Origin of the sequence: Arthrobacter sp. AQ5-05 (assembly GCF_003287975.1) — a bacterium.
Classification (GTDB): Bacteria; Actinomycetota; Actinomycetes; order Actinomycetales; family Micrococcaceae; genus Paeniglutamicibacter.
Genome location: NZ_QMKQ01000052.1, coordinates 1 through 8,687, shown reverse-complemented (window position 1 = coordinate 8,687; position 8,687 = coordinate 1). Strand labels below are relative to the sequence as shown.

At 68.8% G+C, this 8,687-nt stretch carries 6 protein-coding genes and 1 other annotated feature; of the genes, 3 read left to right on the top strand and 3 right to left on the bottom strand.

Going from position 1 to position 8,687, the window contains the following annotated elements; all coding sequences use genetic code 11:
- On the bottom strand, positions 1-291 hold a 291-nt coding region (locus tag DQ353_RS20705), incomplete at its 3' end, for an IS3 family transposase (RefSeq protein ID WP_146755365.1).
- Positions 217-330, bottom strand: a sequence feature (AL1L pseudoknot). Its footprint overlaps the gene before it by 75 nt.
- Complete coding sequence (locus DQ353_RS20700) at positions 288-608, bottom strand: transposase (protein ID WP_181578543.1); 321 nt, start codon at positions 606-608, stop codon at positions 288-290. (Overlaps the previous feature by 43 nt.) The genes DQ353_RS20705 and DQ353_RS20700, both read right to left, overlap by 4 nt.
- 961 nt (positions 609-1,569) lie before the next feature.
- Here DQ353_RS20700 and DQ353_RS20690 point away from each other — a divergent pair.
- Positions 1,570-4,926: an efflux RND transporter permease subunit gene (locus DQ353_RS20690; RefSeq protein ID WP_113765074.1), complete on the top strand. Its 3,357-nt coding sequence runs from the start codon at positions 1,570-1,572 to the stop codon at positions 4,924-4,926.
- 444 nt (positions 4,927-5,370) lie between these two features.
- On the top strand, positions 5,371-5,823 hold the full coding sequence (locus DQ353_RS20685) for a pyridoxamine 5'-phosphate oxidase family protein (RefSeq protein WP_113765073.1): 453 nt from the start codon (positions 5,371-5,373) through the stop codon (positions 5,821-5,823).
- A 47-nt stretch (positions 5,824-5,870) separates the two neighbouring features.
- On the opposite strand, the gene DQ353_RS20680 is transcribed toward DQ353_RS20685, so the two are convergent.
- A complete protein-coding gene (locus tag DQ353_RS20680) occupies positions 5,871-6,461 on the bottom strand; it encodes an ABC transporter (protein WP_146755364.1) in 591 nt (196 codons plus the stop codon).
- Positions 6,462-6,834: 373 nt separating this feature from the next.
- On the opposite strand from DQ353_RS20680, the gene DQ353_RS20675 reads away from it, so the two are divergent.
- Entirely contained in the window at positions 6,835-8,670 is a 1,836-nt protein-coding gene (locus DQ353_RS20675) for an HNH endonuclease signature motif containing protein (RefSeq protein WP_113765071.1), read from the top strand.
- Positions 8,671-8,687: the final 17 nt, after the last annotated feature.

Below are 8,687 nucleotides of genomic sequence, written 5' to 3'. Positions count from 1 at the left end.
GGCCCGCCTCACACCGTGCAGCCCGGACCGGCGCATGAGCCTCTCCACCGTGCACCGCGCGACCTTGTGGCCGGCACGGTTCAGGGCGGCATAGACTTTCCTGGCCCCGTAAACACCGTAGTTTTCCTTGTGCACCTGTTTGATTTTTTCTGTCGTCGCTGCATCACTGACAGTACGTTTGGAGTCAGGGCGGGCCTTGGCAGCGTAGTAGGTGGAGGGGGCGATCGGCAGCTGCCTGCAGATCGGCTCGACCCCGTATTCATCCTGGTGCTGGTCGATGAAAGTGATCATCGTCGTGAGGGGCGGTCGAGCTCCGCCGCGAAGAAAGCCGACGCTGATTTCAAGATCGCGTTCGCCCTCCGCAGCTCGGTAACCTCTCGCTCCAGCTCGGCCAGCCGGGTCGCGTCATCAGTGGTCGTTCCAGGCCTCACGCCCTGATCGATCTCTTCGGTCTTGACCCAGCCACGGATCGTGTCGGCCGGGATGCCCAACTGCGCACCGATACGGGTGCAAGCTCCACGCCGGTCAGCCGGGTTCTTCTGGGCGTCCATCACGAGGCGGACTGCTCGCTGGCGAAGCTCATCTGGATATTTCTTCGGTGGTGCCATGGTGTTCATCCTTTCAAGGATTCAACACCCTCCATTAAACCCGGGGCGGTTCAGAGGGCGGCCCATGGCCCAGGCAGGTTTTCCAGTGTTCGGCAAGACCGTTCCCGGTCCGGCATCGTCGGTCAATCGGGGCCGCTTTCGGCCCGGTGGCCGGGCAGGGCCCGTGACCCGGGGCGGCCGAAACCTGAAACCTGATCCGGGACCTCGAGGGCCGGCTGCAGCACCCCGGCCGAACGCCGCCTAGCCCCGGGCATATCCCGGTCCGTTCACCGGCTTCCGCGCCCGCCGACACGGGCCACCGCCAGGAACATGCATCATCAATGACCCCTTCCCGGGCGCCCGGAAAGAATACATGAATCGGGGGATTCCCGGCGCCCGTGAAGGTACACCTCAAGTCAGGCGTGTGGGCCTGCTCCACCTGGGGAGCGGGCCCACACGTGCGTGGCTCAGGCAGGAGGCCTGGTGGTCGGATCCGGATGGGGCATCGGGTCCGGGCCGGGCACCGGATTCGGGAACGGGACGGGATCCGGCCCCGGCGGATACGGATCGGGCCCGGGGCCAGGGGGAATCGGGTACGGACCGGGATCGGGTTCAGGCCCGGGCGGTGGCCCCGGCGGCGGTTCCGGGGGCGGGGCGTGCTCCGGCGGCATGGTGGATTCGCTGCCCGGCACCATCCCGGGGCTTGATTTATCGGTGGATTTCGGGAACATGCTTCTCCTTAGCTGATGGGAGTTGACAGTCGTTCGTCCCGCAGTCCCCGGCGACGGGTTGGTCCCGGGCGCCGAAAGCATCTGCGGGCCGTTGGCCCATGGTTGCACGGAGCCGCGGGTGAAGTACACCCCGCGGTGGCCTGCGCCCGCGTGCATCAAGGTACGCCTTTGGGTTGACCCTGCTGCCTCCGGGGCCAACTAGAGTGGACGGCAGAGCAATAGCGAACAAGACAATCTTTCTAGGATGGCAGATGCATCGGCTGGCCGCACTTTCCCTGGGCAACCGCGCCCTCATCGCACTGATCACCGTGTTTGTGGCGGTCTTCGGCGTGATCACCATGGGGCAACTCAAGCAGGAACTCATTCCCGCGCTCGAGTTCCCGCGGATCTCCGTGGTGGCATCCCAGCCCGGCGCATCCCCGGAGGTCATCGACAAGCAGGTGGCCCAGCCCCTGGAGGGCGCGCTGCAGGCCGTCGAGGGCCTGGATTCCTCCTCCTCGACCTCGCAGACCGGCTTCACCACCGTCTCACTGTCCTTCGCCTACGGCACCGACCTCGACAGGGCCCGCGCCCAGGTCGACAAGGCCATCTCCAACGCCAAGGCCACGCTTCCGAACGACGTGGAGCCCTCCGCGTTCGCCGGCTCCATCTCCGACTTCCCCATCGTCTACCTGGCGGTCTCCGGCGGGAAGGACCTGAACTCGCTGCGCTCGGACGTCGAGCGCCTGGTGCTGCCCAAGCTCAGCAAGATCGACGGCGTGCGCACCGCGGACGTCTCCGGCGGCACCTCCCGGCACATCGCCGTGCTGCCCGACGCCGCAACGCTGGCCTCCGAGCGCCTGGGCGTGAACGACCTGAAGACCGTCATCGAGGAAGGCTCCGGGCTGATGCCCGTGGGCCGCCTGGACACCGACGGCCTGGACCTGCCGGTCACCTCCGGCTCGCTGGTCGACTCGCTGAACGCCGTGAAGTCGCTGCCGGTGCGCGGGGCCTCGGGGGTGTACGACCTCTCCCAGCTGGCGGAGGTGAAGATGGTCGATGACACCGCCACCTCCATCACCCGCACCAACGGGGTCGAAACCCTGGCCGTGTCGGTGACCAAGAAGCCCGCCGGGGACACCGTGGGCATCTCCCACGCGGTGGCCGCGGCGCTGCCCGCCCTGGCCGACCAGCTGGGTGCCGACGCCAAGTTCACCACGGTCTTCGACCAGGCCCCCTTCATCGAGCAGTCCATCCACGACCTCACCGTCGAGGGCCTGCTGGGCCTGGGCTTCGCGGTCGTGGTGATCCTGGTCTTCCTGCTCTCGGTGCGCTCCACGCTGGTCACCGCGATCTCCATCCCGCTGTCCCTGCTGGTCACCTTCATCGGGTTGCGCATGGGCGGCTACTCGCTGAACATGCTGACCCTGGGCGCGCTGACCATCTCCATCGGCCGGGTGGTGGACGACTCCATCGTGGTCATCGAGAACATCAAGCGGCACCTGGCCTACGGCGAGGAAAAGTCCAAGGCCATCCTCACCGCGGTGCGCGAGGTCGCCACCGCGGTGACGGCCGCGACGCTGACCACCGTGGCGGTGTTCCTGCCCGTGGCGCTGGTCGGCGGCATGGCCGGGGAGCTCTTCCGCCCGTTCGCGCTGACCGTGACCATCGCCCTGCTCGCCTCGCTGCTGGTCTCGCTGACCATCGTCCCGGTGCTGGCCTACTGGTTCCTGGGCCACACCCGGCCCGGTGCGGCGGACCTCGCCGCGGCGCGCGCGAAGGCCGAGAAGAAGGAAGCTTCCTCCTGGCTGCAGCGCGGCTACTCCCCCATCCTCAAGGGCACCCAGAGGCACCCGGTGATCACGCTTGTCGCCTCCGTGGCGCTGCTGGGGCTCACCGTCATCATGGTCCCGCTGGTGCCCACCAACCTGCTGGGCGGCACCGGGCAGAACACCTTCTCGGTCACGCAGAAACTTCCGGCCGGTTCCTCGCTGGAGACCACCATGAAGGCCGCCGCCCCCGTCGAGAAGGCCCTGCGCAGCCTCGATGGCGTGGCCGATGTGCAGCTGACAGCCGGCACCCCCTCGGGCGGCTTTGCCGCATTCCTGGCCGGTGGGACCGACTCGGCGTCCTTCACCGTGATGACCGATGCCGACGCCGACCAGGAAGCGATCCAGGATGCGGCCCGCGCCGCGGTCAAGCCCCTGGCCAAGGACTCCCGGATCTCGATCTCCGCCTCCGAGGGCGGGATGGGCGGATCCTCCGCGATCACCGTGAAGGTCGGCGCGCCCACCCCCGAGATCCTCACCGAGGCCACCGAGGCCACCCTGGAGGCCATGACCGGCATCGAGGGTGCCACCGATGTCAGTGACAACCTGTCCACCGCCCGCCCGCAGGTCTCCGTGTCCATCAACAGGACCAAGGCCGCGGCCGCCGGGCTCTCCGAGGCCCAGATCGGCGCGCTGACCGCCGGCACGCTCTCCCCGATCCCCGCCGGCACCGTGCGCGTGGGCTACACCGACTACCCGGTGAGCATCGGCAAGGGAACGGACCTGACCAACCTGAACCAGCTGCGCGACCTCAAGCTGCCCACCGCGACCGGAACGGTGCGCCTGGGAGATGTGGCGAAGGTCGAGCGCTCCGAGTCCCCGGCCACCATCACCTCCTCGAACGGGGAGCGGATCGCCACGGTCTCGATCACCCCGGGCGAGAACGACCTCGGCGCGGTCTCCGCCGAGGTCACCAAGCGCCTGGACGCGCTGACCCTGCCCGAGGGTGCCACCGCCGAACTGGGCGGCGCGGCCACCGAGCAGGCAGAGTCCTTCGCCCAGCTCTACCTGGCGCTGCTGGCAGCCATCGCCATCGTCTACGTGGTGATGGTTGCGACCTTCAAGTCGCTGGTGCAGCCGCTGATCCTGCTGGTTTCCATCCCGTTCGCCGCCACCGGCGCCATCGCCCTGCTGCTGCTCACCGGCGTGCCGCTGGGCCTGCCCTCGCTGATCGGCATGCTGATGCTGGTGGGCATCGTGGTCACCAACGCGATCGTGCTGATCGACCTGATCAACCAGTACCGCCTGCCGCGCGACGGGCACCCGGCCATGAACCTGGCCGACGCGATCCACCACGGCGCCAGGCAGCGACTGCGCCCGATCCTGATGACGGCGCTGGCCACGATCTTCGCACTGGTTCCGATGGCCCTGGGCCTGACCGGCGGCGGAGGGTTCATCTCCAAGCCGCTTGCAGTGGTGGTCATCGGCGGGCTGGTCTCCTCCACCGCGCTGACCCTGATCCTGGTTCCGGTGCTCTACCACCTGGTGGAGGGAGCCAAGGAGCGTGCCGCCGCGCGCCGGGACGAGAGGCACGGTGCCCACCCGGTCACCGAAGAGGTCATGGCGCTGGTGGGTGCCCGGATGGAGGTGCCCGCGGCGCAGGCAGCCCCCAAGGTGACCTCCACCCCGATCTCCGGACCGGGCGCGGGAGCCGTCCCGGCAGCGGCTCCCACCGGTCCCGCGACGGCTGCCCCGGCACCCGGGGTGCTGATCAACCCGGCCACCGGATCGATTCCGCTGACCCGCCGCGAGCGCAAGGAAATCGAGGGCGAGCTCAAGCACAAGCCCAAGGACTCCTAGCGCGGGCACCGAGGGCCAGCGGTGGCCACGGATTGAGCACCGCTGGCCCGACGCGGGGAGGCGGGGACCATTGGTTCCCGCCTCCCCGCGTTTCTTATTGGCATCTTTTCCCCTCAACGCGCAGCGGCCGGCTTCCACCAACACCTGTCCCTCCCGGAATTCCTCCTCGCGCGCGATCGCGTCCGCACGCCCACGAGCGCGCGCGCGAGGCGTATCCTTGGGGATGTCGGGACCGCTAGGGAAGACGCTGTGGCTCTACCGGCCAACGCCGGGCACCCTGCATGCAGGGGCGCACGTTGTTCGGTCCGGCAACCCACGGGAAACCGTCTCGGTATCGGCCCCGACGCCACCTGGTCCAATCATTCCGGGCTCCCCAGGGGCCGGGCCCCGGTAAGACACCGTCCAGCTCTGGCCACATGGCGCGCGCCGACGTACGCTCAATCCATGGAAGAGAACCAGACCCACATGGACGTCGAAGAACTCGAATCTCACCAGTGCCTGGAACTGCTGCGGGCGGTTTCACTCGGCCATCTGGCCGTCAGCCACGATGACATGCCGCAGATCTTCCCGATCAACTTCACCGTCGACCACGGGACCGTGGTGTTCCGCACCGGGGAGGGCACCAAGCTCAAGACGCTGCGTGCCCAGCCGCAGGTCGCGTTCCAGGCCGACGGGGTCAACCAGGAGACCGGCGTCGCGTGGTCGGTCATGATCCAGGGAAAGGCCGAGCTCTTCGGCGGCATCGAGGAAACCCTCGATTCGTTCAACCTGATGCTCTTCCCGTGGGAATCGGGCCCCAAGGACCAGTTCGTACGCATCGTCCCGGCCTCGATGACGGGCCGGCGCTTCAAGGTCGCCGACCCGCTGACCTGGTGGAAGCACATGCGCCACGGCTAAGCCGCCGTGACCGGGCTGCTGCCCGCCCCGATGCCCGCCCCGGGGACTCAGGCATCCCGGCGCGTAAACACCCACATCGCGGCCCCCAGCAGCACACCGGCCCACGCCACCAGCACGACGATCGTCGTCGCCGCGCCGTAGGGTTCCACCGCCCCGGTGCCCAGCACCTGCCCGGCCGTCGTCGGCAGGTAGCCCACGACGCGTTGCACCCAGTCGATGGTGAACGACGGAAGGATCTGCCGCAGCCCGAAGAGCAGCACGAACGCGCCGGCGATCGCCCCGGCGGCGCTGCGCAGCAGCGCACCGAGGCCCGGCATCACCAGGGCCGGCATCCCCAGGTGCACCCCGCCCCCGGCCAGTGCGGGCAGCAGCTCCGACACCGTGAAGGCACCGTACGTCCCGGCCGCCAGGGCCGCCACCAGCGTCCCGGTGTCCACCAGCACCACGCTGCTTCCCAGCCCGACGACGCCCGGCACCGCGGCCTTGGCACCGAGCAGCCGGGTGCGAACCGGCACGGCCTGTAGCGAGGAAATGATCGTCCCGCTGGAATACTCCGAGGTGATCGCCAGGGCAGCGAGCGTGGCAATGAACAGCTGTGCCAGCTGCAGGCAGGCCAGCGCCATGAACGGAGCGGGCATCGCCGCCCCGAACCCGGGACGCGGCCCCACCCGTTTGTCCGTGTGCTTTGCCTGTTTTCCACGCTGGGCCCGGCCCGGGCCCATCCACAGCAAAATCCCCCAGGGTCCGCCCCGAGACTCCCCTTGATTTTCCCCGGCCACACCCCGCACCCCCGCCCGGCCGCTTGCCACCTTCGGCACCGACCCCGACGTTCCGGCAGCCTGCCCAGCGCCCGCCGATCCGTTCCCCTTGCCCCTTCGCCCACCCGCGCGCTCGGGCTGCACTCGCGCGTGATTGCTCGCGCAATGCACCGCCCGAATCGTCCGACCCCGGGTTATCCACAATTTCCCGGCCCGGCCCCCATCGCACTCCCGAGCCCCGCACACTGGAGGGATGCAAGCAGACGCACTCATCGCCAATCTCGCTGGACACAGCGACGATCCGGGGTATTCACCCACCCCGGACGATGAACTGCGCGCATTGATCGAGGGCATCCGCGGCATCGACGTGCTCGTCGCCCGGATTGCAGCCCGCCCTGCCTCCCCCACCCGGGCCCTGCTCATGGCAATGACCATCGAGCAGACCAAGCACGCCATCGCCGTCGCGCAGCTCAAGGCCGCCCAGCTGGCCCGGAAAACCCTGGTGCACGAGCTGCCCGCCAACACCCTCACCGAACTTCGCGCCATCGCCGAAGACCCCACCGCATTCCTGGCCGGGGACACCGGCCTGCCCGACGACCCGCGCACGGTTCCCACCGGCAAACTGCAATTCAAAACCCCCGCCGACTGCCTCGCCGGCATGGCGGGCATCGACTACTTCGAGGCACTCAACCGCATGCAGGCGGGCGACGACCTGCTGCCGGGCGTCGACGAGCACGGCATGCCGCGCGGCCCGCGCTACCCGCAGCTGGCACAGCAACTGGCCACCGGCAAGAGCGCGCCGGGCACCGTTGCCGCCGCGGCGCGCAAGCTGGAGAAGCTGCGCCCGATCATCGAGTCCCGACCCGACGCCGCACAGATCGCCGAGCAGATCGAGTGCCGCGTGGCCCAGTCCCTGGCCGAGGGCGACGCGAAGAACACCACCAAGCTCTTCGACAAGATCAGCGACGAGCTTGACGACGCCGACTCCACCCCCACGCCCAAGGAAATCCGCAACAAGACCGGCATCTCCGTCACCAAGCGCACCCGGCACTTCACCTACTTCACCGCCTGCATGCTCAATGCCGACGCCGAGGTCTTCCTCTCGCACTTCGCCGAGTCCGACAACGCCCGCACCCTGGCCGGAAACCGCCAGGCCATCGCCGCGGCCGCCACGGTCCCGGGCCGCGGGCCCGCCACCGGCCCCTCCACCACGCAGGCAGACGGCACCCCCTCCGGCAGTACGGACCACGCAGGAATCGGCACCGCCGACGGCGCAACGTCCTCCACGGCCACCGATCCCGGTTTCAACGCAGGGACAAATACCACCCCGGCCGAAGCCGACGGCACCTCCCCCACCGCAAACGGCACTCCGTCAACCCCTGAAACCCCCGATTCCAACCCCGAACCGGCACCCGCGGACGGACCCGATTGGTTCGACCACCCGCCCGGCGCGGAGACCTTCGACGATCCGCCACCATTTGAAACAGGCACCGGCGCAGTTTCCGAGGAGCCGACCCCGGCCCAACGGCATCTGCAAACCCTGCTGAATTTGATGCGCACCCCGAGGACCTCGGCCAACGGCGCCACCGGATTGCCCACGGCAAAGCTCTTCGTCTACATCACCCTGGAAGTCCTGCTGGGGCTGGCCCGCGGCGCCGGATGGAGCGCACACGGCCTGGAGATCTCGGTCGCCGAGGTGCGCAAACGACTGGCAGAGTTCGGGTTCATCCCCATCACGCTCGGCGGCGAGGGCCAGATCCTGGACTACGGGCGCGAGCGACGCTATCCACCCGAGTCCATGAAACAGGCGATCCGTGCCCGCGACCGCGGCTGCCTCAAGCCCGCCTGCGCCGTGCCGCCCGAACACTGCGACTACCACCACATCAAACCGTGGTCCGAGGGCGGAACCACGAGCGTGTGGAACCTGGGCATGTTCTGCCCCTCCGAGCACCGCGGCGCCGACAAGGGCGACTTCGAGGTCGTGATGAAGAACGGTGTCCCGTGGGTGAAGCTCGCCCCGTTCGAGGACCCCGACCAGCTTCCCCGCCGCAACAAGCACTGGCAGGGCGAGCAGCCTCCGCTCTTCTGAACGGCATTTCCCCAAGC